This is a genomic window from Pigmentiphaga sp. MLSB6-MA01 (assembly GCF_058793475.1).
In genome coordinates this window covers 271,619-297,557 of sequence record NZ_JBXAFV010000002.1, presented here as the reverse complement: position 1 = coordinate 297,557, position 25,939 = coordinate 271,619, and the positions used below count along the sequence as shown (strand labels likewise).

Annotated in this window: 26 protein-coding genes; 11 read left to right on the top strand and 15 right to left on the bottom strand. The window is 65.9% G+C overall.

The genetic code is table 11. The annotated features are described in order from the left end of the window. The first annotated feature begins 56 nt into the window (after nucleotides 1–56). The 4 genes from AC1Q6E_RS04675 (at nucleotide 57) to AC1Q6E_RS04660 (ending at nucleotide 3,806) form a co-directional block, all read left to right on the top strand. Entirely contained in the window at nucleotides 57–794 is a 738-nt protein-coding gene (locus tag AC1Q6E_RS04675) for a type IV toxin-antitoxin system AbiEi family antitoxin domain-containing protein (RefSeq protein ID WP_492572296.1), read from the top strand. After that, complete coding sequence (locus AC1Q6E_RS04670) at nucleotides 791–1,711, top strand: nucleotidyl transferase AbiEii/AbiGii toxin family protein (protein WP_492572294.1); 921 nt, start codon at nucleotides 791–793, stop codon at nucleotides 1,709–1,711. The genes AC1Q6E_RS04675 and AC1Q6E_RS04670 overlap by 4 nt, the downstream gene beginning before the upstream one ends. A gap of 342 nt (nucleotides 1,712–2,053) precedes the next feature. Continuing rightward, the gene (locus tag AC1Q6E_RS04665) at nucleotides 2,054–2,875 is read left to right on the top strand and encodes a type IV toxin-antitoxin system AbiEi family antitoxin domain-containing protein (RefSeq protein WP_152797794.1); all 822 of its coding nucleotides are present in this window, start codon (nucleotides 2,054–2,056) and stop codon (nucleotides 2,873–2,875) included. Then, entirely contained in the window at nucleotides 2,859–3,806 is a 948-nt protein-coding gene (locus AC1Q6E_RS04660; RefSeq protein ID WP_492572293.1) for a nucleotidyl transferase AbiEii/AbiGii toxin family protein, read from the top strand. The genes AC1Q6E_RS04665 and AC1Q6E_RS04660 overlap by 17 nt, the downstream gene beginning before the upstream one ends. A 216-nt stretch (nucleotides 3,807–4,022) precedes the next feature. Here the strand turns inward: AC1Q6E_RS04660 and AC1Q6E_RS04655 are convergent, their stop codons facing one another. After that, nucleotides 4,023–4,451, bottom strand: a complete 429-nt coding sequence (locus AC1Q6E_RS04655; protein WP_152796972.1) for a helix-turn-helix domain-containing protein — start codon at nucleotides 4,449–4,451, stop codon at nucleotides 4,023–4,025. A gap of 81 nt (nucleotides 4,452–4,532) precedes the next feature. On the opposite strand from AC1Q6E_RS04655, the gene AC1Q6E_RS04650 reads away from it, so the two are divergent. Both AC1Q6E_RS04650 and AC1Q6E_RS04645 read left to right on the top strand, forming a co-directional pair. Further along, a complete protein-coding gene (locus AC1Q6E_RS04650; RefSeq protein WP_492572353.1) occupies nucleotides 4,533–5,027 on the top strand; it encodes a DUF2938 domain-containing protein in 495 nt (164 codons plus the stop codon). Next, a complete protein-coding gene (locus tag AC1Q6E_RS04645) occupies nucleotides 5,024–6,226 on the top strand; it encodes an MFS transporter (RefSeq protein WP_492572292.1) in 1,203 nt (400 codons plus the stop codon). The genes AC1Q6E_RS04650 and AC1Q6E_RS04645 overlap by 4 nt, the downstream gene beginning before the upstream one ends. A gap of 6 nt (nucleotides 6,227–6,232) precedes the next feature. On the opposite strand, the gene AC1Q6E_RS04640 is transcribed toward AC1Q6E_RS04645, so the two are convergent. The 3 genes from AC1Q6E_RS04640 to AC1Q6E_RS04630 form a co-directional block, all read right to left on the bottom strand. Beyond that, nucleotides 6,233–7,213 (bottom strand): EamA family transporter, encoded by a 981-nt coding sequence (locus AC1Q6E_RS04640; protein WP_492572291.1) that lies wholly within the window; start codon nucleotides 7,211–7,213, stop codon nucleotides 6,233–6,235. Further along, nucleotides 7,210–8,844, bottom strand: a complete 1,635-nt coding sequence (locus tag AC1Q6E_RS04635) for a sensor domain-containing diguanylate cyclase (protein WP_492572290.1) — start codon at nucleotides 8,842–8,844, stop codon at nucleotides 7,210–7,212. Before AC1Q6E_RS04635 ends, AC1Q6E_RS04640 begins: the two co-directional genes overlap by 4 nt. A gap of 141 nt (nucleotides 8,845–8,985) precedes the next feature. After that, nucleotides 8,986–9,765 (bottom strand): helix-turn-helix domain-containing protein, encoded by a 780-nt coding sequence (locus AC1Q6E_RS04630; protein ID WP_296559238.1) that lies wholly within the window; start codon nucleotides 9,763–9,765, stop codon nucleotides 8,986–8,988. Between the two features lie 123 nt (nucleotides 9,766–9,888). Between AC1Q6E_RS04630 and AC1Q6E_RS04625 the strand changes: the two genes are divergently transcribed. Continuing rightward, nucleotides 9,889–10,248 (top strand): nuclear transport factor 2 family protein, encoded by a 360-nt coding sequence (locus AC1Q6E_RS04625; RefSeq protein ID WP_492572289.1) that lies wholly within the window; start codon nucleotides 9,889–9,891, stop codon nucleotides 10,246–10,248. 44 nt (nucleotides 10,249–10,292) lie between these two features. On the opposite strand, the gene dbpA is transcribed toward AC1Q6E_RS04625, so the two are convergent. From dbpA to AC1Q6E_RS04610, 3 genes are all read right to left on the bottom strand, one after another. Beyond that, on the bottom strand, nucleotides 10,293–11,681 hold the full coding sequence (gene dbpA, locus AC1Q6E_RS04620; protein WP_492572288.1) for an ATP-dependent RNA helicase DbpA: 1,389 nt from the start codon (nucleotides 11,679–11,681) through the stop codon (nucleotides 10,293–10,295). 85 nt (nucleotides 11,682–11,766) lie between these two features. Further along, complete coding sequence (locus AC1Q6E_RS04615) at nucleotides 11,767–12,423, bottom strand: glutathione S-transferase family protein (RefSeq protein ID WP_296559241.1); 657 nt, start codon at nucleotides 12,421–12,423, stop codon at nucleotides 11,767–11,769. Then, nucleotides 12,420–13,568 (bottom strand): DJ-1/PfpI family protein, encoded by a 1,149-nt coding sequence (locus AC1Q6E_RS04610; protein ID WP_492572287.1) that lies wholly within the window; start codon nucleotides 13,566–13,568, stop codon nucleotides 12,420–12,422. Before AC1Q6E_RS04610 ends, AC1Q6E_RS04615 begins: the two co-directional genes overlap by 4 nt. Nucleotides 13,569–13,665: 97 nt before the next feature. Between AC1Q6E_RS04610 and AC1Q6E_RS04605 the strand changes: the two genes are divergently transcribed. Further along, the gene (locus AC1Q6E_RS04605; RefSeq protein ID WP_492572286.1) at nucleotides 13,666–14,631 is read left to right on the top strand and encodes a GlxA family transcriptional regulator; all 966 of its coding nucleotides are present in this window, start codon (nucleotides 13,666–13,668) and stop codon (nucleotides 14,629–14,631) included. A 42-nt stretch (nucleotides 14,632–14,673) separates the two neighbouring features. On the opposite strand, the gene AC1Q6E_RS04600 is transcribed toward AC1Q6E_RS04605, so the two are convergent. From AC1Q6E_RS04600 to AC1Q6E_RS04580, 5 genes are read right to left on the bottom strand one after another with little or no spacing between them, the layout of a single operon-like run. After that, entirely contained in the window at nucleotides 14,674–15,165 is a 492-nt protein-coding gene (locus AC1Q6E_RS04600) for a MaoC family dehydratase (protein WP_492572285.1), read from the bottom strand. Between the two features lie 2 nt (nucleotides 15,166–15,167). Beyond that, entirely contained in the window at nucleotides 15,168–16,355 is a 1,188-nt protein-coding gene (locus tag AC1Q6E_RS04595; protein WP_492572284.1) for an acetyl-CoA C-acyltransferase family protein, read from the bottom strand. Between the two features lie 9 nt (nucleotides 16,356–16,364). After that, the gene (locus tag AC1Q6E_RS04590; RefSeq protein WP_492572283.1) at nucleotides 16,365–17,276 is read right to left on the bottom strand and encodes an SDR family NAD(P)-dependent oxidoreductase; all 912 of its coding nucleotides are present in this window, start codon (nucleotides 17,274–17,276) and stop codon (nucleotides 16,365–16,367) included. 24 nt (nucleotides 17,277–17,300) lie between these two features. Then, entirely contained in the window at nucleotides 17,301–18,557 is a 1,257-nt protein-coding gene (locus AC1Q6E_RS04585) for a CaiB/BaiF CoA transferase family protein (RefSeq protein ID WP_296559249.1), read from the bottom strand. A 13-nt stretch (nucleotides 18,558–18,570) separates the two neighbouring features. Continuing rightward, on the bottom strand, nucleotides 18,571–19,548 hold the full coding sequence (locus tag AC1Q6E_RS04580; protein ID WP_296559250.1) for a Bug family tripartite tricarboxylate transporter substrate binding protein: 978 nt from the start codon (nucleotides 19,546–19,548) through the stop codon (nucleotides 18,571–18,573). A gap of 120 nt (nucleotides 19,549–19,668) precedes the next feature. Here AC1Q6E_RS04580 and AC1Q6E_RS04575 point away from each other — a divergent pair, with 120 nt between their 5' ends. After that, nucleotides 19,669–20,592: a LysR family transcriptional regulator gene (locus tag AC1Q6E_RS04575; protein ID WP_296559251.1), complete on the top strand. Its 924-nt coding sequence runs from the start codon at nucleotides 19,669–19,671 to the stop codon at nucleotides 20,590–20,592. Here AC1Q6E_RS04575 and AC1Q6E_RS04570 read toward each other — a convergent pair. After that, the gene (locus tag AC1Q6E_RS04570) at nucleotides 20,589–21,707 is read right to left on the bottom strand and encodes an MBL fold metallo-hydrolase (RefSeq protein WP_152796949.1); all 1,119 of its coding nucleotides are present in this window, start codon (nucleotides 21,705–21,707) and stop codon (nucleotides 20,589–20,591) included. The genes AC1Q6E_RS04575 and AC1Q6E_RS04570 overlap by 4 nt on opposite strands. An 80-nt stretch (nucleotides 21,708–21,787) precedes the next feature. On the opposite strand from AC1Q6E_RS04570, the gene AC1Q6E_RS04565 reads away from it, so the two are divergent. After that, nucleotides 21,788–22,432: a TetR/AcrR family transcriptional regulator gene (locus AC1Q6E_RS04565; RefSeq protein WP_152796947.1), complete on the top strand. Its 645-nt coding sequence runs from the start codon at nucleotides 21,788–21,790 to the stop codon at nucleotides 22,430–22,432. 70 nt (nucleotides 22,433–22,502) lie between these two features. Continuing rightward, the gene (locus AC1Q6E_RS04560; protein WP_152796945.1) at nucleotides 22,503–23,018 is read left to right on the top strand and encodes a carboxymuconolactone decarboxylase family protein; all 516 of its coding nucleotides are present in this window, start codon (nucleotides 22,503–22,505) and stop codon (nucleotides 23,016–23,018) included. Between the two features lie 43 nt (nucleotides 23,019–23,061). Here the strand turns inward: AC1Q6E_RS04560 and AC1Q6E_RS04555 are convergent, their stop codons facing one another. Both AC1Q6E_RS04555 and AC1Q6E_RS04550 read right to left on the bottom strand, forming a co-directional pair. After that, a complete protein-coding gene (locus tag AC1Q6E_RS04555; RefSeq protein ID WP_492572282.1) occupies nucleotides 23,062–23,940 on the bottom strand; it encodes a DUF6999 family protein in 879 nt (292 codons plus the stop codon). 79 nt (nucleotides 23,941–24,019) lie between these two features. Further along, complete coding sequence (locus AC1Q6E_RS04550) at nucleotides 24,020–25,936, bottom strand: iron-containing redox enzyme family protein (protein ID WP_492572281.1); 1,917 nt, start codon at nucleotides 25,934–25,936, stop codon at nucleotides 24,020–24,022. Nucleotides 25,937–25,939: the final 3 nt, after the last annotated feature.

The window sequence follows — 25,939 nt, the reverse complement described above, 5'->3', positions numbered from 1 at the left end:
ACTGGATGCGCCATATCAAATTGACTTCAGATTGGAAAAGTTGTAAAAGTCGTAGTATGGCTACGACTAATTCAAGCAAGCTAAACGCGCTCTACACCCGGCTGGCACCGGGAACGCCGCTGACCTCGGGGGACCTGGCGGCGCTGGGCATCTCTGCCGACCTGGCCGTTCACTACGTCCGGGCAGGGTGGCTGACGCGCCTAGCGCGCGGGGTGTTCTGCCGTCCGAACGACGCCCCGGCGCTCCATCCCAGCCTATTGCTGTTGCAGCGCCAATTCGGGGGATTGCACGTCGGCGGCAAGTCGGCGCTGGACTGGTATGGCGTGCGGCAGTATGTGTCGCAGCAGCCGGTGCAGCACCTGTATGGCTGGAAGGCAGCGCGCTTGCCGGACTGGTTCACCGAACGCTTCCCGGCCGAGTACCACCGCAAGCGGCTGTTCGACGAGCAACCGGAAGCCTTGCTGCACGTCGGCCCGTTCGAGAAGCGCAGCGGGGCGCCGCAGGTGTCGGCGCCGGAGCGCGCGTTACTGGAACTGTTGAGTGAGGTTGGTGTGCGCCAGCCATTACAGGAAGCCCGTGAACTGGTGGAGAGCGCCTATAGCCTGCGCGCCGACGTGTTGCGCGAGTTGTTGCAGCACTGCACGAACATCAAGACCGTGCGGCTGTGCTTGCAACTCGGCCGCGAGGCGTCGCTGCCTTGGGCGGCCAAGCTCGATCCGGCCACGCTGCCGACGGGTAGCGACCGGCCTTGGGTGTCTCGATCGGCCGACGGCCTGCTGGTGCTCAAGCCATGAACCAAACCTATCTCGACACTGCACGCCTGCTGACGCAGGTGGCGCCGTTGGTGTTCGTGGACGACACCTTCGCGTTGAAGGGCGGCACGGCGATCAATCTGTTCGTGCGCGACATGCCGCGTCTGTCGGTCGATCTCGATCTGGTCTTTCCCGATCACACGCTGCCGCGCGATGAGGCATTGGCGCGCATCAACGAGGCCATCCGGCAAGCTGCCGAGCGGTTGAAGAAGCGGGGATTCCAGACACACGCACCAGCGGCAGCAGCAGGGGAGACGAAGTTGCTGGTGCGTCGCGGCTCGATTCAGGTCAAGGTCGAAGTCAACTTCGTCATGCGCGGCACGGTGCAGCCGGTGCGCCGCGCTGTGCTGACGTCCGTTGCCCGCGACGTGTTGATGGCCGATCTGGAGATTCCGGTGGTGTCCCTGGAAGACGTGTACGGCGGCAAGCTGGTGGCGGCACTGGATCGGCAACACCCGCGCGATCTGTTCGACGTGATGCAGCTCTTTGCGCATGAGGGCATCACGCCCGGCATCCGGCGTGCCTTCGTGGTCTACCTGGCCAGTAGCAATCGGCCGATCCATGAAGTGCTGTTCACGCCCCTGCGGGACATCCGGCATGACTACGAGCACAACTTCCAAGGCATGACGGCCGAGCCCGTGCCGCTCGATGCGCTGCTCGCCGCGCGAGAACGCATGGTGCGCGAAATCCAGCAGGGCTTGGACGACGACGAGCGGCGCTTCCTGCTCTCGCTGGCCGCCGGTACGCCGGAGTGGTCGCTGCTGGGCATCGCACACCTCGAACACCTGCCTGGCATTCGCTGGAAGCTGCGCAACCTGGCGCAGTTGCAGAAGGCCGATGCGAGGAAGTTCGCCGAGCAGGCAGGCCTGCTCACCAAGCAGCTATCTGCGCTATCCTAGAAGGCGATTGATGATGGTGCTGCCAGCGTCGTCACCCTGCCAATCGCCCCATCTCCCGCGCCAGCAAAAGGTGTCTGATGCAGACGGTAAAGGCGACGGTAAGGCACTATTTCGATCACCGCAAATCCCTTTAACCACGCGGACTTACGTGGCTCATTGATGATCGAGTGGGGTAGGTGAATGACTCCGGCATAGTATCGGGGGAACTCTCGCGCATCACTTCTCACCGAATATGGACCAGTTTGATTTTCTCAAAAAAAGATCACTAAAAGTGATCTTTTTTTGTCTCAATCGAACTATTTCGACTTGTCGGGGGTTCATAAAAAATGTATTTTGAGCACTATGAGTGATCAAAATCATGGGAAACTGAACCTTCTCCTGGCCGAGCTGGGCGACACGCGCCTGATATCGAGCCGTTGGCTGCGGGCACACGGCTATTCCAATAGTCTCGTCGCCCGCTATGTGGGCAGCGGCTGGCTAGTGTCGCCTGCACGCGGCGTTTACATGCGTAGGGGCGGCCGCCTGCAGTGGGAGGGAGTGGTGAGCAGCTTGCAGGCCGGGGAGGGAATGCCGCTGTATGTCGGCGGCCGTTTCGCCCTGAGCCTGGAGGGGTACGAACACTACTTACGTCTGGGCGATGCTGGAACAATCACCCTATATGGGCCGGTGCGGCCACCGGGCTGGCTGGGCAAATTGCCGCTGGAGCAGCGTTTCGAGTTCCTGGGCCGAGGCCCCTTCGATCTCTCGCCTTTGCCGCCCACGAAGGACATGCCCGAGAAGACGCTGGCCGAGCAAGGGCTAGCCTGGCATCGAGCGGCGAGCGGCTCCGAGGCCCTGGTCTGTGCCACACCTGAGCGGGCCATGCTGGAGCTATGCGACGGTGTTGTGGATGCGACGTTAGTCTATGAAGTGGATGCGCTGATGCAGGCCATGACTACACTGCGTCCGCAGCGGGTCGGCCTGATGCTGCGTCACTGTCGCAGTATCAAGGCCAAACGGCTGTTTCTGGCGCTGGCCGAACGCCACCGGCACGTGTGGCTGTCGCATGTATCGCTGGATGGTGTCGATCTGGGCCGAGGCAAACGCGCGCTGGTGCCAGGCGGGCGCCTGCATCCAACTTACCAGATTACTTTGCCGGGAGACCTCGATGAGCACCTGGCTTGATCATTGGGATCGCCGCTACACCGATCGCGTGAGGCTATTGGTCGAGATCCTGCCGGTGCTTAGCCAGGAGCCGCGTTTCGCGCTCAAGGGCGGTACGGCCATCAACTTGTTCGAGCATGACTTGCCGCGCTTGTCGGTGGACATCGATTTGGCCTGGCTGCCGGTGCATGACTATGCTGAAGATGCAAAACTAATCGCCGAGGCGCTCAGGCGCTTGGCAGATGTGCTGCGAGCCAGGCCCCTGCAACTGCAGGTGCAGTTGTCGGCGGGTGAGGGCGCAGGCGTCACGCGGCTGGTCGCCAGTCGTGGCCGTGCTCGCGTGCAGATCGAGACGACGCCGGTAATGCGCGGCGCCGTGCATCCGACGCGAAATATGGTGGTGCGCCCGAGGGTCGAGGAGGCGTTTGGTTTTGCCTCAATGCAAGTGCTGAGCTTCGCCGATCTCTATGCTGGCAAGCTAGCTGCGGCGTTGTCGAGACAGCATCCGCGCGATCTTTTCGATGTTGATTTGTTGCTGGCAGACGAACGGGCAGATCAGATGCTCTGGCGAACCCTCCTCGTCTACCTGATTTGCAGCCCCAAGCCCGCGTGGGAGGTGCTTGCTCCTCGCGTGCCTGCGGATTTCGCGGCGACTTTCGAGGCGCATTTCAAGGGGATGACGGCTGAGCCTATTAAAGCCGAAGCTTTGTTGGATGTTCATGGACGCCTGTTGGTGCGCGTAGCCGAATGGTTGGATGAGCCTTCGTGTGCGTTCCTACGATCCGTCGAGGATCAGCGGCCGGACTTCAATTTGATAGGACTTCCGCATGCGACCGGTTTGCCGGCCGTGAGGCGCAAGCTGCACAATCTGGCCCAGCGCACCGATGCCAAGCGTGCGGCGGATAGGGGCTTGTTGGAAGAAACATTGGCGCGGATAGACAGTACTAGATGAGGCGAGGTACCTCCGTAGTTTCAGAGGGCACCTCTGAGTCGAGGGAAGTGCGGATGAATAGTGATTGGTTTAGTCCCAACGCTTGGTCGGTAACAGGCTCAGTGATCAGTGGTTTGTCCAATTTTGTAATTGCTTTCTTGACTTGTGATAGGCAGCACTACCATCGCTAGCTGTGCCATTCATCCTGATTTCAAGAGTATGCTGCGACGTCGATAGCTACCCCAGACCCGCAAGACGACCCGTCCCCTTGCGCTGTTTCAACCTTCCCGCCGCAGCAACCTTGAGCAAACGCTGAAACGTCGGACATTGCGCATGGTTGACCGCAGGGCATTCCGCGGCATGGCGCAAGCCCTCGCTCATGGCGCGTAGCCGCTTGATGGTCGCGTCGATCTCATCGGCCTTGGCCGACAAAACCTTCCTGTCCACCTTTGGCGCATCGGCAGGGGAGAGCATGGCACCGATTTCATCCAACGACAGGCCTCCGGCCTGCCCGAGTGCGATCAGCGCCAACTGATCGAGCACGCCGGGCATGAACCTCCGGCGTTCGCCGGCGGAACGGGTCGCGGTGATCAAGCCCTTTTTCTCGTAGAACCGCAATGTCGAGGAAGGCACGCCGGTGCGCCGGGCGACTTCTGAGATATCCACGCTGCACCCCTTGACTTGAAGTTGACTTCAACTTCTATCATGCCTTCAAACGACGGTTTCATCAATCGAAAAGGAATGGGCATGGTATCGGCGAGCGAAGCGGCAAGGGTGGTTCTGGTCGGGATCGGCGCGACAGTGGTGCTGGACGTTTGGTCCATGATCCTGAAGGGCTTGGGTGTTCCCACGCTGGACTACGCGTTGGTTGGCAGGTGGGCGGGGCATCTGTGCCGGGGCAGGTTCGCACATGCGAGCATAGCCAAGGCCAAGTCCATACCCGGCGAATCGCCGTTGGGATGGGCGATTCATTACGCCGTCGGCATCGTGTTCGCGGCTTTGCTGGTGGGCATTTGCGGTGCGGCGTGGCTGCACGATCCCGCATGGCTGCCCGCCCTGGCTGTGGGCGTGGCAACGGTCATGGCTCCCTGGTTCGTCATGCAGCCGGCTATGGGCGCGGGCGTCGCCTCATCCCGCACGCCTGCGCCGTTGAAGAGCCGTATGCGCGGCCTGGCAACACATGCGGTTTTCGGGTGCGGGCTTTATTTGTCGGCGGCCTTGCTCAAGCAGGTGTGGGCATGAGCAGGTTGCTCGAAGAAAACCTCATGGAGGAGAACAAACGCGCCAAGGCCATTCCTTCGACTGTCTATGTTCTTGCTGTCAGTCTGTTCGCGATGGGCAGTGCTGAGTTCCTGATGGGAGGAATTCTCCCGATGATCGCGGCGGATTTGGAAATCACGCTGCCTACGGCAGGCGCCCTGATTTCCGCGTTCGCCGTGGGCGCGTTGATCGGCGGGCCGCCATTCGCCATTCTGGCGCTGCGCTGGCCCAAGCGCGGTACGCTGTTCGCCAGCCAGATGGCCTTCATTGCGGCAACGGCATGCAGCCTGTTTGCTCAGGGCTATGGGTTGATTCTTGTCGCCCGCTTTGCGATGGGGTTGGCGTATGCCTGTTTCTGGGCCGTTGCGGCGGCGACTGCGGTGCAGGTTTCGCGTCGTGATCGTCGAGCCAAGGCGCTTTCCATCGTCGTCAGCGGTCTGACCGCGGCCATGGTCCTGGGGGGCCCGGCGGGGACATTCATCAGCGATCTTATTGGTTGGCGCGGAGGGTTTTGGGCTGTCGTGGCCGTCACTGCTGTTTCTGCGATGGGCTGTCTCGTTGCCTTGCCCAGGCATGTTTCCGGCAATGCCACCATGCCTGATCTCAAGACCGAGTTGCGGGCCATGAAGCGTCCCGTTCTATGGGTAGCGTATGCCACGACGGCAGCAACCACGGCCGCCTACATGGGAACGTTCGGCTATCTGGGAGCGTTGTTGCTCGACGTGAGTGGTTTGCCCGTTGATTGGCTGCCCGCCGTGCTGACGCTGTTCGGCGTTGGCGCATTCGTCGGATTGACGATAGGCGGGCGAACCGCTGATTCTCGTCCGTTTGCCACGCTTGTCGCGGGCATCGTTGGCGTGATTCTGGTATCCGCCGCGTTGGCGCTGCTGGCCTCGCATTGGCCGGCAACCGTGGCGTTGGTGTTCCTGCTTGGCGTGGCGGGTTTTCTGTTGAATCCGGCTGTTTGGGGCCGGGTCTACGCGATCGCGTCCGATGCGCCGATGCTCGCCGGGGCAACGAATTCGTCCGCTTTCCAGGCTGGCCTGACGCTGGCTCCGCTGTTTGCCGGGCTGCCGATCAAGCTGGGCCACGGACTGCCGGCTGTTGGTTGGGTCGGGGCCGCGATGGGGAGTGCCGCGCTTGGACTGGCAGTCCTGGGCGGGCGATTGCGCCGCGCGTGACGCTCGCTATTTCATCCCAAACCACCCCGGATCCGCCGCCAACGCCACCGCCCCCACCAAGGACACAACCGTCGCCAGCAACACCGGCCCATCGAACGACTCCAACTCCGGATTCAGCACCCGCGCGAACCACACCCGCATGACGAGCGACGTTCGCTGTATCGGGATCACGACCGAGGCTGGCGCGATGGCAAGCGCCATGTAGACGAAGATCTGCGATGCCACGGCGGTCACGCCCGCGACCGAATACCATCCGAGCGTGGGGCGCGACATGGTCAGCGACCGGCCCAGGCCGCCCTGGCAGATGACGAGGGCCACCACGCCTGCGGTCGCGGCGGTATAGGCCACGGCGGCGCCGGCCAGGCCTCCGGCCATCCCGCTTCCCTCTACCATGGCCTGGCGGACCAGGATGGGGCTTGAACCGTACGCCAGCGCCGAAAGGGTGGCGAACAGGTAGCCTTCGCCCAGCTTGGGCTGGAAGCCTCCGGCCGTGGGCTTCGCTCCGGACTTGGCCGGTTCAGCGTCGGGCGCTGGTTTGAATGGACGAAAGGAGGCCGGAGCATGCGCCCGGGCCGCCAGCATCGGCGCCGCCATGATCAGCACGATGCCGACGATATGCATCGCGGTCAGCCGCTCGCCCAGAAGCACGATGGCCAGCACCAGCGTGATCAGCACGCTGGTCTGCTGCACGGGCCCGACCAGCACGGTGCCCATGGCGCGCGTCGCGCGGTAGTTGCAATAGCGGCCGAAGCCGAAGTGCAGCAGGCCGGCGGCGGAGAAGAGCAGCGTCGAGCGTAGCGGAAGCGCCTGCAATTGGCTGGTACCCCCGGCGGCCAGCACCGCGATCCAGACCAGTACCGTGCCGAGCAGCAGGGTGACGACCATGGCCTGGGACAAGGTCCCATCGACGACCCCGCGGCGCAGTGTGGCGTTGTTCGCGGCGAAGGTGAAGGCCGCGAGGAGCGCGAGCACGGTTGGCAGGATCATGTCGTTCGTTGGGTTCGGCGTGCTTGTTTGTCGGCATACATGAGCTGGTCGGCCACCTTGAGCACGGCTTGCAGCGAACTGGCGGAGGGATCGACGCTGGCGATGCCGAAGCTGGCGCCGGGATAGTCGAAGCTGCACTCGGCAAAGGTGTAGGTGCCGGTCAGCAGCGGCGCGAGCCGGCGGCGCATGGTCTCGACCGGGCCGTCCGGGTCGTCGGGCTGGGGCGGGTCGACCAGTCCGATCACGACGAATTCGTCGCCGCCCAGCCGGCCCAGCATGTCGTTCTTGCGCAGGCCGGCGGACATGCGTTGGCCGACCTCGATCAGGAATTTGTCGCCGACCACGTGTCCGTAGGTGTCGTTGATGGTCTTGAAGCCATCCAGGTCGATGAAGGCGACCAGTACCCATCGCTGGGTTTCTTTCGCCAGGGTGAACAGGCGGTCCAGTTCGGCCAGGACGGCGCGGCGGTTGGGCAGGCCGGTCAGGGCGTCGTAGTTGGCCGCGTATTGTTCTTCCTGGCGGCGCATCACCATTTGTCCGGCAGCCTGGCCGGACAGCAGGATCAGGACCAGGCCGACCACCGCCACCAGTCCGGCGGTGTACAGGTGCTGCGTGCGCATGGGCGCCACGTGGTCGAGCGTGGCCAGGGTGATCAACTGGTATTGGGGGTTGGTCAGCGGCTGGCGCCGTATCAGGTAGGGCTTGCCGTCGATGAGCCATTGGCCGGCATCGGGGCCGGCGTTCGCGATCGGATGCGTGTCCATGGGCTTGCCGGGCTCTTCGCCGCCGTCGGGTGGCAGCACGGTGCCGGGGGGCAGGAGCGCGGCCAGGTTGCGCAGCATGAAGGCTTCGGACGAGGCGGTGATCACGCGGCCCTGGCGGTTCACGATCAGGGCAATGTGCCGTCCGACCAGGTAGGCGGCCATCTCGGGCGCGTCGAATTTCACCGTGACCGAGCCCTGCGGCGCGTCGTTGGCGTCTTCGATGCGGCTGCTGACGAAATACGAGGGGCTGTTGTTGAGGCGGGCGATGCCGAATTGCTGGCCCGTGCCGTGGCGCAGCGCGTCGATCAGGTAGGTTCGGCCCGAGTAGATCATGCCCACGATGCTGTCGGATTCGGCCCAGTTGCTGGCGGTGACGGTGTCATCCGACATGTTGTTCATGTAGATGCGGGCATAGCGCAGATCGCTGGCCAGCGCGTTCATGTAGTCGCCGACCCGGCGTACCAGCGGGTCTTGCGTGAACTGTGCGGCGCGTTGCTGGCGCGTCAGTTCGGCGGCGCCGGGCAGGTCGGTGCGGTAGCGGGCGGCGAGCTGGATGACCTGGCCCTGGCGCGCCACCATGTTGGCTACGCTGACCATTTCGGTGAACAGGCGGTCGACCACGCGCGCGGTGGTCCTGGCTTCGTATTCGGCGCTGGCGGCCACGTTGTCCAGCCGCGCGTTCACGATCCGCTGCGAGGTCCACCAGCCCAGGCCGGCCACCAGCGCCAGCCAGGCCAGGGCCAGGCCCAGGGTCAGCCGGAACACGATGGGGGGCATTTTCCGGCCACGCGGGCCCTGGCGCGGCAGCGAGCTGCTTACGCCATGGCCCCCAAAAAGACGATGATCCAAAACAGCTTCATTCTGCATTCGTGATCTTCTCGCGCGGCAAGGGTGTGGGCGGCGGTGTCATTCCGGTTTCATCAAGGTATTGATTCTAAAAGAGTTGATGTGGCAATCAATGATGAAAAAGGGGGCAAATGACGGTCGCCAGCCGGTTTTTCCCTTTGTTTACTTATGGGCCAGAAAAAAATCCCGGGTCGCGGGGTCGGCCGGAAAGAAATTCTCCAGTGTCAATTCCGCAAGGGTGACGTCGTTCGCGGTGCCGAATACCGTCGTGGTGGAAATCAGTGACAGCACGGGGCCGCCGGGAATGCTCAGCATCAGCGGAACGGCGATGCGTGCCGCTTGCGCCGGCGGCGCCTTGCCGGCGGGTACCGGAATCGCGGCCAGTTCATCGTGCAGTGCCAGGAGTCCGGCGTTGCCGCTGGCGGTAAAGTCCGCACGTAGCCGGGCAAGCAGATGATGCCGCCACTCGGTCAGGTTGGCGATGCGGGGTGCCAGGCCTTCGGGGTCCAGCGTGGCGCGCAATACATTGATCGGCGCCGTGGTCAGGCGGGGCGGCAGGCCTTCGAGCAGTTTCCGCGCGGGTTGATTCGCGCGGACCAGATTCCACCATGGATCGACCACCAGGGCGGGGTAGGGGGCGCTGGCATCGAGCACGGAGGAAATCGCCGCCAGCGCGGGTTCCATGTCCGGATCGTCCAGCGTGCGTGCGTTGAAAACCGGCGCGTAGCCGCCCGCGACGAGCAGGCGATTGCGGTCGCGCAGCGGCATGGTCAGTTGCTCGCCCAGCCGCAAGAGCAGTTCGCGGCTGGCGCTGGCACGTCCGCTTTCGACGAAGCTCAGGTGGCGCGCGGACACGTCGGCATCGAGCGCGAGGTCCAGCTGGCTGATCCCCCGGCGTTTGCGCCAGGCGCGCGTCAGGTCGCCGACTGTCTCGGTGCTCACGTGTGACTCCTGTGCTCGGGTTGCATGGTGTTGGTCCGCTGGCGGGAGATTACCTCAGAGGTAATCGATTCGTCTTTCCATCCGGCCCATCATTCTCCTGGCCAACTACAGGAGATTGAAATCATGTCCGATCCGAAGATCGTCGCGAAGGCCTATCTGGAAACCTGGAACGGAGCGCCCGGCCAGCGGTCCGCCGCATTATCGTCCGCATGGCGTCCGGACGCGGTCTATACCGATCCGCTCATGTCGGGCAAGGGGCATGAGGCATTGCAAGCCATGATGGACAGCGCCATGGCGCAGTTTGCCGGCCATCGTTTTGCGTTGGAGGGGGAGCCGGACGGGCATGGGCATTTCGTCCGGTTCAGCTGGACGCTGCGCAATGGCGCCGAGGCATCGGTGGCCAGGGGAACCGACGTGGTCAGGCTGGACGAGGGCGGCCGGATCGCCGAGGTGATCGGCTTTCTGGATGGCGTTGCCGCATAGCGGAATCTATCTGATCGATTGCTGATCACCCGATCCGGAGGAGTTCAGAACTCCTCCAGGAACCGCATCCGGAACCGCCGCCCCTTGATATTGCTATTGGAAATCCGCGAGAACGCCTGCTTGGCTATCTGCCGGTCCAGCGCCACATAAGCATTGAACTCGGTGATGTTGATTTTCCCGACCTGATCGAATACCAACCCGCCATCTCCGGTCAGCGCACCCAGCAAGTCCCCGGGCCGCAGCTTGTCTTTCTTCCCCCCTTGTATGCACAAGGTAACCATGCGCGCCCGCAATGGCCGGTCGGCCTTGGTTCGCAGCGACTTCAGATCGCCCCATTTCAGGGGCGAACCCTGGTATTGCTCGATCAGGTTGGCCCAGCGCATTTCCTCGGGCGAGCAGAGGCTGAGGGCCAGCCCCTTCTGGTCGCCACGCCCGCTGCGGCCGATGCGGTGTATGTGGACCTCGGTGTCCTTGGTCACGTCCACGTTGATCACGGCGCCCAGGTTCTGGATGTCCAGGCCGCGGGCGGCGACGTCGGTGGCGACCAGGACGGCGCAGCTCTGGTTGCCGAACTGGATCAGGATTTCGTCGCGCTCGCGCTGTTCCAGGTCGCCGTTGAGCGCCTGCGCGCTGATGCCTTCGGCGCGCAGGCGTTCGACCAGTTCGTGGCTGCGGATCTTGGTGTTGCAGAAGGCCAGGGTGGAGACGGGTCGGTAGTGGGCCAGCAGGGTGACGACGGCGTCCAGTCTTTCGTCTTCGTCGATTTCGTAGAAGACCTGTTCGATGCGGCTGGCGTCGTGCTGGGCCTCGACCTTGACTTCAGCGGGATTGCGCAGGAAGCGGGCGCTGAGCTTGCGGATGTTGTCGGGGTAGGTGGCCGAGAACAGCAGGGTCTGGCGCTTGGCGGGACAGTGCGAGGCGATGGCGACGATGTCGTCGTAGAAGCCCATGTCCACCATGCGGTCGGCCTCGTCCAGCACCAGGGTGTGCAGGGCGGACAGGTCCAGGGTGCCGCGTTCCAGGTGGTCCTGGAGACGGCCGGGCGTGCCCACGACCAGATGGGTGCCGCGGGCCAGCGATTCGGCCTGGGGGCGGGCGGCGGTGCCGCCGCACAGGGTCAGGATCTTGACGTTGGGGATCAGGCGGGCCAGCCGGCGCAGTTCCTGGGCGACCTGGTCGGCCAGTTCGCGGGTGGGGCAGACGACCAGCGCCTGCGGAACCAGGCGGTCGACGTCCAGTTTCTGCAGCATGCCCAGGCCGAAGGCCGCGGTCTTGCCGCTGCCGGTCTTGGCCTGGGCGATCAGATCACGGCCCTCCAGGATGAGCGGCAGGCCCTGCGCCTGGATGGGCGTCATCTGTTCGAAGCCCAGGCCTTGCAGGTTGTCCAGCAAGGCGGGCAAAAGGGGCAGGGAGGTGAAGGACGTGTCGGTCACGATAGGGCGGGGCGCGAGACCCGCGAAAAGAGGGGTTGACCGACAGTGTATGCCGCGCCGTCCCGGTTGCGGGTCCGCGCCCGGTTCAGGGGGCCGGGGCGGAGCCTTTGTTGAAGTCCGCCAGTTGTGCCGCGAAGGCGCGCTGGAAGGCCGGCCGCGCTTCGCCGCGGGCGACATAGGCGGCGATGGTCGGATAATCGTCCAGTATGTTCGAGCTGTTCAGCCAGCGCAGTACCGTCACCATCAGGAGGTCACCGGCGCTGAAGTCGCCGTCCAGCCAGGCGGCGTCGCCCAGGTGGCGGGCAAGGTGTCCCACCCGGTCCCGGATGCGGTCTTCGAGTACACGCAGGCGGCTGTCGTGCCAGGGGGCGTCCCGCTCGAGGATCCTGGCAAGCACGCGCTCGAAAACCGATGGCTCCACCGTGTTGAGCGCCGCGAACATCCACATGATGGCGCGCCTCCGCGCATGGGGATCGCGGGGAAGCAGGCTGCCATGGCGTTCGGCGATGTGGAACACGATGCCGCCTGATTCGAACAGCGCGAAATCGCCTTCTTCATAGGCCGGGATCTGCCCGAAGGGGTGGCGCGCGAGGTGTTCGGGCTGTTTCATCGCCTCGAACGAAAGCAGGCGGACATGGTAGGGCTGGCCCACTTCCTCCAGCGCCCAGCGTATGCGCATGTCGCGCGCCAGGCCCCGGCCGCCGTCGGGCGAGTGTTCAAATGCGGTAAGGATGGGGATCATGGCGAGGCGCTCCAGGGATATTCGAGTTGCAGGGCGACGACGTTGGCGGTGCGGGCGCCGTAGCGTCCGGCGATGGCTCGCAGCGTCTGGTCCAGCGCTTGTGCCGGGCGCTGGTCGGTGAAGGCGGCCGTGTGGCTGGCCGAAGGCCGGTCGGCTGACACCGCTTCCGGAATGACGCGAACCTGGTTGCGGGTTTCGACCGCTTGAGAGGCTTGCGCGAACGTCACGGCCCGCGACCGATAGGTGCGTGACCAGGCGTCGGCGACCAGGGCCAGCGAAACTTCGTCCATGCCGGGCTCGAGTGCCACGCCTATCCGTTCCCGGTTCCAGAATGCCAGCACGTTGCCGAGCACCGTCGCCGCGAAAGGCCGGGTCAGCGTGAAGGCGTGGCTGGCGTGGCGCAGGTCCCACGAGGGCAGGCCCAGGTCGCGGGCCACCGCTTCGGCCTTCCGCCGTCCGGCCATGGCCTCGATCAGGATCAGCATCATGGGCATCGACGCGGAGATGCCGGTGCTGGTCGCGACGCCCCGGTCCGCCACCACGCGCCGGTTGGCGACATAGGTGATGGCAGGGTGCTTGCTCAGCATGTCCCGCAGGTAGTACCAATGGGTGGTCGCGCGCCTGCCCTCCAGCAGGCCGGCCGCGGCGACGACCTTGGCCCCCGCGCACACGCCCAGGATGATCGCGCCTTTGCGGGACTGCTCCCTGAGCCAGGCCAGCACGGCCGGATCGTCGTCGCGGCTCATGGCGGGCACGATGACGTAGTCGGCGCCCGCTGGATGCCGCGCGTCGAAGTGCGCGATGGTGGCGTCGGCCTGGACGGTCAGCGCCGGGAAAAGCCTGACCGGACCTTGTCCGGTCGCCAGTGTCACGACGTCGGCCACGCCGGCGCGCCGCAGGATGCCGGTCGGCATCAGGTAGTCGGTGGTTTCGGTGGCGTCGTTGAGGGCCACGACCGCCACCAGGGGGCGTTTGTGTCCGGGCGGTTTCAAGGCGGCCAGCAGGGCGTCCATTTCGCTCGTCGCGACCGGCGGCGTGGCGCCCAGGGCGGGCGCCGGTGGCAGGCTGAGCAGCCAAACCGCGACGCCCGCCAGCGCGAGCACGAGGAGTGCCAGTCCACCCCGGATGACGTGGGGGTTGAGCATGATCGGGATTCTCCGAGCCGGGAGCATCGGCTGTCAGGTCTCAATCTACTCGCTTCATGGCATGGCGGAAATGTCAAAAATACATTAATTTCTGCCAATGCGCCACATCGTATTCGTCGTCTATCCAGGGTTCGAGATTCTGGATGTGTCCGGGCCGGGAGCCGTCTTCAGTGGCGCCAACCACGCCTTGGGCGGCGAGGCACCGTTCTATGAAATCGAACTGCTATCGGGCCAGGGTGGACCGGTGGCGAGCAGCAGCGGCATTGTCGTCGAGACACGCGGCATCGATGCGCCGGCTGCGCCGTCGATCGATACGCTGCTGGTCGTGGGCGCCGAGCGGGAGCCGCTGCTGCGGGCGATGGCCGATCCGGCCTTGGGGCCGTTGCTCGCGCGGCTTGCCGGCAGGGCCGGGCGGTGGGGCTCGATCTGTTCCGGCATCTTCGTCCTGGCGGCGCTTGGATTGGTCGATGGCCGCCGCGTCGCCACTCACTGGGATGCCTGCACGCCTTTGGCCAAGGCCTTTCCCAAGGTGGAGGTGGACCCCGATTCCCTGTATGTCGTGGACGGACACCTTTGGACCTCGGCCGGCGTGACGACCGGCATCGACATGGCCCTGGCGATGGTCGCCGCCGACCTGGGCGCGAAGGTCGCCGGCGAGGTCGCGCAGCGGCTGGTGCTGTACGCCCGCCGTCCGGGCTATCAGTCCCAGTTCAGTCCCGTGCTCCAGGCGCAGGCCCGGGCCGACAGCCCCTTTGGCGAGCTGATCGCGTGGATACAGGGCCATCTCCAGGAGCCGCTGGACGTGCCGGCGCTGGCGGCCCGTGCGGGGCTGGCCGAACGTACCTTCCACCGCAGGTTCGTCGCGGCGACGGGCGTGACGCCGGCCCGCTTCGTCGAGACCGCGCGGCTGGATGCCGCTCGCATGCTGCTGTCCCGGGGGCTGTCGTTGAAGTCGGTGGCGGTGCAGGTGGGGCTGTTTCCGGCGGCGCGTTTTGCCGAGGCCTTCGAACGCCGGTTCGGGATGTCTCCCCGGTTGTTCCGGGACATGCATGCCGGAGGCTGAGCGCTCGGGCGACTCAAGGCCTCGGCCACGGTCCTGGCGAAGTCAAGCCGGCTCCCCGCCCTCGTAGCGGACCATGATCTGCCACGCCGCATGGACCGACGGCCGCGGCGCACCCTCGACCTCGACCGTGACGTCCCACGAACAACGGGCCTCGCCGGGCCGGGTTTCCTTTACGTCGGCCAAGGCGAACCGGGCCGAGACGTGGGCCCCGGAAGGCACGGGGGCCGTGAAGCGGATCTTGTCGAAGCCGTAGTTCAACGCCATGGCCGCGCCGGGAAAGGCGACGCAGCTCGCTTGCCAATACGTCAGCAGGGACAGCACGAGGAAGCCATGGGCGATGGTCTGCCCATATGGCGACTCGGCCCGCGCGCGCGCCGGGTCCATATGGATCCATTGGTTGTCGCGCGTGACCTGTCCGAACCGGTCGATCATCTCCTGGTCCACGACGATGGACTCGGAGACGATCGCGGGTTTCCCCACGAAGCGCATGAGCGCCTGTACGGAGTCGAATGAAACAGGGGGACGGCTGGCCATGATCAGATCCGTTCGAAGATGGCGGCGATGCCCTGGCCGCCACCTATGCACATGGTGACCAGCGCATACCGGCCGCCGATGCGCTGGAGTTCGTGCAAGGCCTTGACGGTGATGATGGCGCCCGTCGCGCCCACCGGATGGCCCAGCGCGATGCCCGATCCGTTGGGATTGACCTTGGCGGGGTCCAGTCCAAGCTCGCGGGCGACCGCGCAGGCCTGCGCCGCGAAGGCCTCGTTGGATTCGACGACGTCGATATCGTCCACGCAAAGGCCCGCCTTGTCCAGCACGGCGCGCGTGGCGGGAACGGGGCCCATGCCCATGTAGCGCGGATCGACGCCCGCATGGGCATAGGCCACCAGCCGGGCCAGGGGCCGCGCGCCGCAGGCTTGCGCGCGGGCGCGTTCCATCAGTACGAGCGCGGCGGCGCCGTCATTGATACCCGAGGCGTTGCCGGCCGTGACGGTGCCGTCGTCCGGCGCGAACGCGGGCCGCAGGGCCGCCAGGTCGCTCAGGCTGACGTCGCCGCGGATGTGCTCGTCCTGGGCGAAAGTGGTGCTGCCCTTGCGGCCCGGCACCGTGACCGGGACGAGCTGCGAGGCGAAGCGGCCTTCGGCGTTGGCCCGTGCCGCGCGGCGATGGCTTTCGACGGCCAGCGCATCCTGTTCCCCGCGCGTGATGCCGTATTGCCGGGCGACGTTCTCTGCCGTCATGCCCATGTGGATGCGGTGGAAGGGGTCGTGCAGCGCGCCCAGCAGCGTATCCACCATCGGGGTGTCGCCCAGGCGCGCGCCTGCGCGCATGGCCTGGCTGGCGTACGGGGCGCGCGACATGCTTTCGGCGCCGCCGGCGACCGCCGTGGCGCAGTCGCCAAGCAGGATGGACTGCGACGCGGACACGATGGCCTGCAGGCCCGATCCGCATAAACGGTTGACGTTGAAGGCCGGCGTTTCCTGGCCGCAGCCGCCCTCGATGGCGGCGATGCGCGACAAGTACAGGTCGCGGGGTTCGGTATTGATGACCTGGCCGAAGCAGACATGCTCGACCTGGGCCGGTTCGATATTCGCGCGCGCGACGGCGGCGCGCAGGACCTCGGTGGCGAGCGTGGCGGGCGCGACGTCCTTCAGGCTTTTGCCGAAACTGCCTATGGGGGTGCGCACGCCCGACAGGACGACGACTTCTCGGGTTGCCATGGTGTTCGGTCAGACCGAGGAGGGGGCGGGCTGGCGCTGCGCCTGGGCCTTGGCGATTTCATGGCGCAATTGGTCGAAGCCGGTGGCGGGAACGACTTCCCCCCGGCGGTCGGCCACTTCGTCCAGCCGCCGGGCCAGGACGTTGGCCGACAGCTCGGCGCCGCTCAGGCAGATGCCCTGGGTCATGGTGATGTTGGCTTGTTCGAAGCTGCCGGCGCCGGCCATCAGGATGGTGCGGGTCGGGGCGTTTTCGGCGACCAGGGCCACCAGGGCGGGGCTGACCGAGGTGGGCGACAGCAGGTCCAGCGCTTCCTGTTCCAGCAGTCCTTCGGTCATGGCCGTGGCGGCCGTGGGGGCTAGGCAGTTCACCCGCACGCCATACTTCTCGCCTTCCAGGGCCAGGGTCTGCATCAGGCCGACCAGGGCCATCTTCGCCGCGCCGTAGTTGGCCTGTCCGAAGTTGCCGTACAGGCCGGAGGACGAGGTCGTCATCACGATGCGCCCGTAGTTTTGTTCGCGCATGGCGTTCCACACGGCGTGGGTGCAGTGGACCGAGCCCATCAGGTGGACCTCCATGACGAGCCGGAAATCCTCCAGGCTCATCTTGGCGAAGCTTTTGTCGCGCAGGATGCCGGCGTTGTTCACCAGGATGTCGACCCGGCCCCACTGCGCCACGGCCTGTTGCACCATGGCCTGGACCTGCTGGGGATCCGTCACGTCGGCGCCGTTTGTGTGGGCCTGCCCGCCGGCCGCGCGAATGGCGTCCACGACGGCCTGGGCCTCGGAGCCGGGCCGGTCGGCGCCCATGTCGTTGACCAGGACCCTGGCGCCATGGCGGGCGAGTTCCAGGGCATGGGAGCGGCCCAGGCCGCGGCCGGCTCCGGTGACGATGGCGATGCGGCCTTGCAGGAGAGGTGTCATAGGTTCTCGGATTGGTCGAGGTTGTCAGGACGCCTGGGGCGCGGCCGCCTTGGCGTGTGTGCGGATGATCCCGGCGCGTTCCAGTTCGGCGATGGACGCTTCGTCCAGGCCGGCTTCGGCCAGTACGGCGTGGGTGCCTTCGCCCAGCGCGGGCGCGCCGTCGGGGCTGGGGCCGCCGTCCTGGTCGAAGTGGAAACCGATGCCCCGGGTGCGGACTTCGCCGCCGCCCTGGTGGAAGCGATAGTCCGGCAGGTTCACGCAGCCGGTGGCATCGGCCTCGTCCAGGAATTCCTCCAGCTTTCTTACGCGGGCCGCGGGCACGCCCACCTGGCTCAGGCGTTCCTCGAGGCGCGCCGCGCTGTGGGCCGCGAAGGCCTGCCGCAGGCGCTGCGCGACGTATTCGCGGTCGTTCGGCACGACGAAGCCATTGGGAGCGTTGAACGCGGCCAGGTCCAGCGCCCGCGCGTCGCCGCACAGCTCCTCGACCCCGAGGACGGCGGCCAGCTTGCGGAACTGGGCCGGCGTGTTCGCGGCCACCGCCAGCCAGCCGTCCGCGCACGGATAGGTGTCGGCCGCGGGGCTGCCCGTGTAGCCGCGGTTGCCGACGCGGCGCGTGGGGGTACCGTCGGTCAGGTAGGCGCAGGTGTTGGTGTACATCAGCATCAGGGAAGCCTGCACCATGGAGGCGTCGATGTACTGGCCGTTGCCGTCGCGCGACCGGCGATGCAGCGCCGAGACGATGGACAGCGCCCCCAGCATGCCGACGGCGACGTCGATGACGGGAAAGCCGACCTTGAGCGGCGGCGCGTCGTGGCCTTCGCCGGACATCATCATCATGCCGGTCAGGGCCTGCACGACGTGGTCGTAGGCGCCGCGCTGCGACCAGTCGCCTTGCTGGCCGAAACCGGAGATGGAGCAGTAGACGATGTCAGGTTTCACGGCCTGGATCGATGCGTAGTCCAGTCCGTGGCGCGCGACCACGCCGGGCCGGAAGTTCTCGATGAAGACATCGGCGGACGCGGCCAGGGTGCGCAACAGTTCGGCGCCTTGCGCGCTCCGGATGTCCAGCGCCAGCGACTGCTTGCCGGCGTTCAGGGCGGCGAAGCCGGTGGGCGTGTCGGTGTCGGCGCCTTCTTTCATCGAGCGCAGCACCTCGCCCGCCAGCGGCGGCTCCACCTTGATGACTTCGGCGCCCAGCTGCGCCAGGTAGAACGAGGCCAGGGGGCCGGCGATCACGTGCGACAGATCCAGCACGCGCACGCCTTCGAGTGGCTTGGACATGAAGCTTTTCCGTTCAGCCGGCGGTGATGCCGGTCAGTTTGATGATGTCGGCCCACTTGCGATATTCGTCGCGTACGAAGGCGGCGTCGGCCTGTGGGCTGGCGCTCTGGATCACGCGGTTGCCGGCCGCTTCGAACAAGCCCTTGACCGACGGATCCTTGAGCGCCGCCGTGGTCGCGGCAAAGAGCCTGTCGACCGTTTCGGCGGGCGATTTCCTGGGCAGCCAGATGCCGAACCAGAACTCCTGGACCGCCAGGTCGCTGTGCAGCAGTTCGTACAGAGGGGGAACGCCGGGCAGCTCGGCCAGGGGCTCGCGGCTGGTCACGGCCAGGGCGCGCAGCTTGCCGCTCTTGACCTGGGGAATGGCGGTGCCCGCGATGGTGAAGGCGAAGTCAGTGTCGCCGCGCTGGAGCGAGATGGGAATTTCCACCGAACCCTTGAACGGAATGTGCACCGCTTCGACCTTCAGCAACGACACGAAAGTGGCGCCGCCCAGATGCGCGCCCGATCCGATGCCGCCCGAGGCGTAGTTCAACTTCCTGGAGCTGGCGCGCAAGGCGGCAACGAGGTCTTGCAGGCTGTGGTAGGGCGAGCTTGCGGAGACGACCAGCACGGTGGGGGAGGTCGCGATGGCGGTGACCGGCGCGAAATCGTTGACCGGGTCGAACATCAGGCTGGGCTGCAAGGCCTTCTGGATCAGGTGCGAGTTCGACCCCATCAGCGCGGTGTAGCCGTCGGCCGGCGCCTGCGCGACGTGCTGGGCGGCCAGCACGCCGCCCGCGCCGACCTTGTTGTCGACCACGATGGGCTGGCCCAGCGCGGCGCCCAGCAAAGGGCCGAATTGCCGCATCATGATGTCGGGTCCGCCGCCGGCGGCGTAGGGCACGACGATGCGCACCGCTTTCGAAGGATAGGCGGGCGCGGCCCACGCCGCGTGGTCGAGCATCATTCCGGCGCCCAGGGCGCCCAGGCAGAAGGTGCGGCGTTCCATGTCGTCTCCTTGTGATGCTTGGTATAGGAATGCGTGAAGGATAGCGAACTGTCGTAAATATAAAAGTAATATATTTTCATAGAGTGATAGCTTTATGTTTGATGTCTGCGGAGAAGCGAAGTGATCGAACCCGACCATCTGGTAGCCAAGCTGCGCTTTCGCCACCTGCGTCTGTTGAAGGAGGTGCAGGCCACGGGCAGCCTGCGCGCGGCGGGCCAGTCGCTCAACCTGACGCAACCGGCCATCAGCAAGGCGCTGACGGAGATCGAGAGCGCGTTCGGCTTCCCCTTGTTCGTGCGCACGGCGCGCGGCCTGACGCCGACCGACCGGGGCAGCGTCGTGCTGCGCGGCGCCACCCTGCTGCTGGAAGAGTTGCACCACCTGCGCAGCGAGGCCGTGGCGGTCGATCGCTTCATGGCCCAGGTGCGGATAGGCGCGCCGCCATTCCTGGCGCAGACCTATATGCCGGGCGTGGTGGCGAAGCTGGTGCAGCAGGAACTACCCGTGCGGGTGCAACTGCTGGAAGACCGCGTCCCCGCGCTGATCGACGCGCTTGCCCGGGGCGAACTCGATGCGTTGGTCACCACTTTTCCGGTACAGATGCTGGAATCCGATACCGATGCCTTCGAGTACATCAAGTTGTTCGAGGCGCAGTTCGCCGTGGTCGCGTCCCCGGGCCACCCGCTGGCGCGCGCGCGGCGCGTGGAGTGGACCCGTTTGTCGCAGGAGCCGTGGGTGATGCCGGTGGAAGGCTCGATGGGCCGCAAGCTGATCGAGGACTGCTTCACCCATGCCGGCGTCCCGGTGCCCGTGCCGGTGATCGAGTCGACCAGTCCGACCACCAGCGTCCAGTTCGTGGGCGCCGGCCTGGGCATAGGCATCGTGCCGGACGTGGCGCTGCTTCATCACAGCGCGTTGCGGGCGGGCTCGGTCAAGCAGATACGCGTCGTGCCCGAGCCGCCTGCCAGCGTGGTGGCGTTGATCGTTCGCAAGGGGCCGGCCAATCCCCGGGTTGCGCTGTTGAAGGAGGCACTGGAGCTTTAGCGCACGATCGCCTGGGATGTGGATGGCGTCGGACCTTCGGCGCGCAGCGCCTTGCGCCACCATGGCGTGCCGGGTCCGGGCGCACGCATGTCGATCCGCTCGCCCATGACCGGGGTGGTCAGCGCCACCCGGTGCGCGGCAGCCAATGCCAGGATGCGTTCGAATGGCTGTTCCCAGGGATGCAATGCCAGGTCGAACGTGCCGTTGTGGATCGGAAGCAGCCAGCGGCCGCGCAGATCGAGATGCGCCTGCAGCGTCTGTTCGGGCTGCATGTGCACGAAAGCCCAGCGCTCATCGTAGGCGCCGGTTTCCATCAAGGTCAGGTCGAAGGGGCCATAGGCATCGCCTATCTTCTTGAAACCGTCGAAGTAGCCGCTGTCGCCGCTGAAGAAGACACGCAGGCCGGCGTCCTGGATGACCCAGGAGGCCCAGAGGCTGCGGTCGCTGTCCGTCAGGCCCCGGCCGGAAAAGTGCTGGGCGGGCGTGGCGGTCAGGCGCAGGCCATCGATGTCGGCCGACTGCCACCAGTCCAACTGTTCCACCTTGGCGGGATCGATACCCCAGGCGATCAACTGGTCGCCGACGCCCAGCGGGGTGATGAATCGGGTGGTCTTGGCGTCCAGTTGCGCGACCGCGGCGTGGTCGAGGTGATCGTAGTGGTTGTGCGAGAGGATGACGCCCGCGATCGGTGGCAGATCCTCGATGGCGATGGGCGGCGCATGGAAGCGTGCCGGGCCGGCCCATTGCACCGGCGAGGCGCGCCTGGAAAACACGGGATCCGTCAGCCAGTAGCGCCCCCGCAGCTTCATCAGCACGGTCGAATGCCCCAGGCGATATAGGCTGTGGTCGGGCGCCGCTTCAAGCTGCGCACGATCCAGGGCGCGCACCGGGATGGGCGTATCGGGAACGGTGCCGTCCGGTTTGGCGAAAAAGAAGGTCCAGGCCAGTTTCAGTCCCTGCCACAAGCCGATCGCGGGGCGCGGGACCGGATTGTGGAAGCGTCCGTCGCGGTGCTGCGGCGATTCCGGGTAGCTGGGCAGGGCTGGGCGATGGCAGGTGGCGATGGCGGTCACGGCGAAGATTCCGAGCAGGATGACGAGGAACAGGCGCTTCATGGAATACGTGGCATTAATTACACTGCACAGTGTAGTTTCCATTTTTCAAAAAGTACACTGCACAGTGTAAAATTCGTGGCATGTCACCCGAAGATCAACATCCGCGCACCTCCCGGCCGACGAAGCGGCTGACCGAACGTAAACGCGAGGACATCGTGCGCGCGGCGGTGGAGGAGTTCCGCACCGCCGGCTACGAGGCGACCAGCATGGACCGCATCGCCCAGGCGGCGGGCGTGTCCAAGCGCACTGTCTACAACCACTTTCCGAGCAAGGAAGAACTGTTCGCGCTGATGCTCGAACAGCTGTGGGCGAGCAGCGCCGCCAGCGTCGATTTACCCTACCGGTCCGATCTTCCCCTGACGCAGCAACTGCGCCAGCTATTGATGCAGAAGCTGGAACTGCTGGGCGATCCGAATTTCATCGCGCTGGCGCGGGTGGCCATGGCCGAAATCATCCATGCCCCGGATCGGGCCCAGGACATCGTTTGCCGGATGGACGAGAAGGGAAGCGGCGTGACCGCCTGGATACAGGCGGCCATGCATGACGGGCGCCTGGCCCCGGTGGATCCGGGCTTCGCGGGCCACCAGTTGGAAGGCTTGGTGAAGAGTTTCGCGTTCTGGCCCCAGGTCACTCTCGGGCAGCCGCCGTTGGCGCGGGCCGACCGGGAGCGGGTGGCCGATTCGGCTGTCGCCATGTTCCTGGGGTATTACGCGCGGAGCGCCTGAACACTCGTCGATCGATAGTGCTATCTTGGCGCCTCCCATCGTCCGACGTTTCCACAGGAGTTCCCGCAGCATGCGCATCCCCCCGATCGAACCCGGTACCCGTCCCGAACTGGCCAAGCAAGAGGCCCAACTGATCGCGGAGCGCGGCCAGGTGTCGTTGTTGTACCAGGTGCTGCTGAACAGTCCGCCAGTGGCGCATGGCTGGGAGCAACTGCTCTCGGCGGTACGCAATCGCAACAGCATCGATCCGGGCGTGCGGGAGCTGATCATCCTGCGGGTGGCGATCCTGAACGGCGCCCACTACGAATTCGAGGCTCACGTGCCGCATGCCTTGAAGGCCGGCGTGTCGCGGGAGGCGATCGACGCGGTGCGCGATTTCAAGCCGGGCTCCCCCGCCTTCACCGAGGCGCAGGCCATTGCCCTGGAGCTGGCCGATGCGATGACCCGCGACATCGCGGTGCCAGACGAGCTGTACGAGCGCGCCACGCGGGGGATGAGCGAGCACCAGAAGGTCGACATCCTGGTCACGGTGGCGGCTTACAACATGGTGTCGCGGTTCCTGATCGCGGCACGGATGACGCACTGAGGCCGGGAGGCCGGGCGCCGGCGGCCGGATGGCTGGGCGGTGCCTACGCGTCTCCTTCACGCGCGGCTTTCCTGTCCATCAACAGGCTGTGCAGCATCTCCGTCGACAGGCCATGCAGCACCAGCCGGTACCCCGCCCGCAAAGTCGACATCGGCACCAGCGGATGCTTGTTGTTGACCAGGATGAGATGCTCCGGTGCGCCCATCAGCCTGGCGGCGTAGATGCCTATGGTCTCGTCCAGTTGCAGCGAGTTGGCGGCGCGCCAGAAGTCGTTGTCGGTCAGCATCAGCTGGTACAGCGGCGTGAAGAGTTCGATCGCGCTTTGCAGGTCCAGGAAGTTCAGCCGTGTGCGCGGCATGTCCTCCAGCCGCAGGCCCGGGTCGCGGATCATGGAAAAATCCACGCGGGCCGGTGGGTGCATCTCGACACCGGTGTCGCGCAGGGCCTGGTTCAGGCGGATGACGAAGTTGAACAGGTTCAGATCGTGTTTGACGAACAGGTCGTCCTTCAGGTCGTCGATGTTCCTCGGTTCCAGCGGCGTGGTGGTGATCGGCACCGGTGAGTTCGCCGCGATGAATGCCAGGATCTGCGCCCCCAGGTGGAAGTGGCGCAGGATCAGCCAGTTCGCCTCGGGCGAGACGAAGCGCGTGAGCCCCCACGCCAGCACGCGGTGCAGCAGCCGGGAGTGCGACCAACTGCGCGGCAGGAAGATCTTGAGCACCTGGATCAGGATGATGAAGCCGCGCGCGATGGGGCGCAGCAGGGGCAACAGGTACTGGCGCGAGTTGCTGCTGGAATCGGTCAGCCAGCTTTTCTTGACCTCGTCGGGCAGGGGGGTGCTGCGGTCCAGGTACAGGGCCAGCCAGGGATTGGGGTCGGCGGGGTCGTGCGCCTTGGCCAGGAAGTCGGGGATTTTTTTCATCGCCGGGCCGCCCCAGGATGAAAAAGCGCCCCCTCGGGGGGCCGCGCCGACGCGAAGCGGCAAGCGTGGAGGTCTTTTCTCATGCGGACTCGTCCTCCATGACGTGGTGGAATTGCAGCAGGTACAGGGCCGCGGTGTGGCGGGCGGTGTCGATGATGCGCCGGGCGGCGTTCCCGGCGGGGTCGCAGTCCAGGGCCAGTTCGACGGCGGCCAGCCAGCGGGCCAGGTGGTTTTCGTCGTTGTGGCCGTGGTATTCCAGGAAGCGGTAGGTGTCCGGCGGCAGCGGCAGGCTGGCCTTGAGCAGCGGCAGCAGGGCGGGGATGATGCGCTGGCCGGTGCCTTCGATGATGTAGATGGCGCCCAGGAGACCGATCGGATCGCGCGTGGCGGCCAGACCGTGCAGGTAGGCGTTCAAGGCCTCGCCGCCAGGGTTGCGGCGCAGGGCGTCGAGGTCGTCGATGCGGCCGCCGGCGTTCCGGTAGTCCTGGAACAGGATCTTGAAGTCATTCTGTTCTTCTCCCGCATGGGTCTCGATCAAGGCGGCCAGGGGCTGGTAGTCCAGCCCCAGCGAGGCCACGCCCTCGCGCATCCATTTGCTGCCTTCGCGGACCTGGGGAATCCAGTTTTCCATCCAGGTCAGGTAGTCGGCGGCCTGGAAGCGGCGGGTGCGCAGCTTGTGCACGACGGGAGTGCGCCAGACGCGCGAGCGGTAGTCGTGCCAGATGGAGGCCAGTTCGGTCAGCAGCGGCCCCAGTTCCGGCGATGCGGTGGCCGGGTCATGGGGCGGGGCGATGGGGTCGGTGTCGGGCGCGTCGGCCACGCGCGTCACGCGTGGAGCGGTAGCCGTGGCGGGCGCGGCATCCAGGCTTTCCACTTCCCACAGCATGTAGGCGGTGGTGAAGCGCCCGGACTCGGGGATGTAGCAAAGGATCTGCTGGCCGGGTTCCACGGCGCGCGTCTCCAGGAATTCGGCCAGCATGATCAGGATGGACGCGGCGCCGGTATTGCCGCGCCAGGCGAGGTTGCTGTACCAGCGTTCGTGCGGGATTTCCAGGCCGGCTTTCTCCAGCAGGTCCTTGACGACGGGGATGAATTTCTCGGACGAGTAGTGGCACAGGAAGTGATCGATCCGGTCGGACCGGACCCAGCCGTCCCGCGCGAGACGGGCGTACTCGTGGATGCCGATGTCGAACAGGTGGGGCAGCAGGCGGATGTCCTGGCGCAGCGCCAGCGCGCCGTCGGCTTCCGCCTCGGTCCACGAGGGGTAGTCCAGGTGCACGCGTTCGCGGTCCGCCGACAGGCCCAGTTGCATGCATACCGGATAGTCGCCCGAGAACGAGCGCTGGTGCACCCATTTCAGTTTCAGGCGCATGCCCCGCGAGGCGCCGGGCAGCGCCGAGCCCGCGTTGCCCAGCAGCAGCGCGCCGGCGCCGTCCGACAGCATCCAGCGCAGGAAGTGGGAGTCGAAGTCGGCATCGTAGCCGCGCGCGGTGAAGCGTGAACGTTTGAACAGCCGCGAGGGTAGTTCACTGGCCACCGCCAGGGCGCGGTCGTGGCCGCCCATTTCCACGGCCTGGGCGGCGGCCTGGATGGCCGAGACGCCGGCGGCGCAGATGCCGTGCACCGATAGCGTTTCCATGGGGTGGGCGGCCAGTTCGCCCTGGATCATGTTGGCGAAGCCGGGCATCAGGGCGTCGCCGCCCGAGCTGCCGCTGGCCAGCAGCGACACGTCGGCCAGGCGGGCGTCGGCGCGCCGCAGGCAGTCCTGGATGGCATGGACGGCCATCCTGGCGTTGCTGTACACGGTGGCGCCCTCGGCGTCGATGGCGTAGTAGCGCTGCTTGATGCCGTTCTCGGCCAGGATGCGCTGCTTGATGCGTCCGGAGATGCGGTTCAGGGGCGCGATGTAGCGGTCCAGTTCATCGTTGGACACCGGCTGGCCGGGCATGAAGTAGCCGGCGCTTTGCAGGTAGACGCGGTCGAAGGCGATGGGCATGGG